Annotated in this window: 1 protein-coding gene; it reads left to right on the top strand. The window is 67.5% G+C overall.

The window, feature by feature from the left end:
* Positions 1-59 precede the first annotated feature (59 nt).
* Entirely contained in the window at positions 60-1,220 is a 1,161-nt protein-coding gene (locus tag MTP10_RS41810) for an IS630 family transposase (RefSeq protein WP_397334600.1), read from the top strand.
* Positions 1,221-1,261: the final 41 nt, after the last annotated feature.

The following is a 1,261-nucleotide window of genomic DNA, read 5'->3' on the forward strand; positions in this document are numbered from 1 at the left end:
CTAGTGCTGTGACCGGAAATGATCGCCGGGTTGGCGTGTAGAGCGCCCTTGCCGGTTGGATGGTGCTGATCACGTTCGATCGGCGCTCGGGGGGCCAGGTGACACAACCGGTCAAGGTCCGCAGGCTCACGGACCAAGAGGGGCAGAAGCTGCAACGGATCGTGCGGCGCGGCACCATGAGCACGGTGCGTTATCGGCGGGCGATGATCCTGCTGGCCTCGGCCGGCGGCAACACGGTGCCGGTCATCGCCCGGCTGGTCCAAGCCGACGAGGACACCGTTCGCGATGTGATCCACCACTTCAATGAGATCGGGCTGGCCTGCTTGGACCCTCAGTGGGCGGGAGGCCGTCCCCGCCTGCTGAGTCCTGACGACGAAACCTTCGTCGCCAAGACGGCCACCACCCGCCCGAGCAAGCTGGGCCAGCCGTTCACCCGCTGGTCCATCCGCAAACTCCTGCACTATCTGCGCCGACTGCCCGGCCGCACGATCACCATCGGCCGGGAGGCGTTACGCACCCTGCTGCACCGGCACGGCGTCACCTTCCAGCGCACCAAGACCTGGAAAGACTCCCCGGACCCCGACTTCGACGCCAAGCTGGACGAGATCGAATACGCCCTGACCCAGCGGCCCGAGCGCACCTTCGCCTTCGATGAGTTCGGACCCTTAGGGATCCGCCCCACCGCCGGAACAGGCTGGGCTCCTGCGGGCGAGCCGGACCGGTTGCCGGCCACCTACCACCGCACCCACGGCGTCACCTACTTCCACGGCTGCTACTCCGTCGGCGACGACCTGTTATGGGGCGTCAACCGAGCCCGCAAGGGCATCGACCACACCTGGGCCGCCCTACGCTCGATCCGCGCTGCCCGCCCGGACGGCGCCCCGATCTACGTCATCCTGGACAACCTGTCGGCGCACAAGAACTGGCGCATCCGCACTTGGGCGAAGAAGAACAAGGTCAGGCTGCTGTTCACTCCCACGTATGCCTCCTGGGCCAACCCGATCGAGGCGCACTTCGGACCGTTGCGCCAGTTCACCCTGGCCAACTCCGACCACCCCAACCACACGGTCCAGACCCGGGTCCTGCATGCCTACCTGCGCTGGCGCAACGCCCACGCCCGCCATCCCGACGTGCTGGCCGCTCAACGCCGCGAACGCGCCCGCATCCGCAGCGAGAAAGGCATCCGCTGGGGCGGCCGACCCCTCGCACCCGCAGCCTGAACCTCACCCAACCCGGCGATCATTTCCGGTCACAGCACTAG

Origin of the sequence: Nonomuraea sp. 3-1Str (assembly GCF_031570565.1) — a bacterium.
GTDB lineage: Bacteria > Actinomycetota > Actinomycetes > Streptosporangiales > Streptosporangiaceae > Nonomuraea.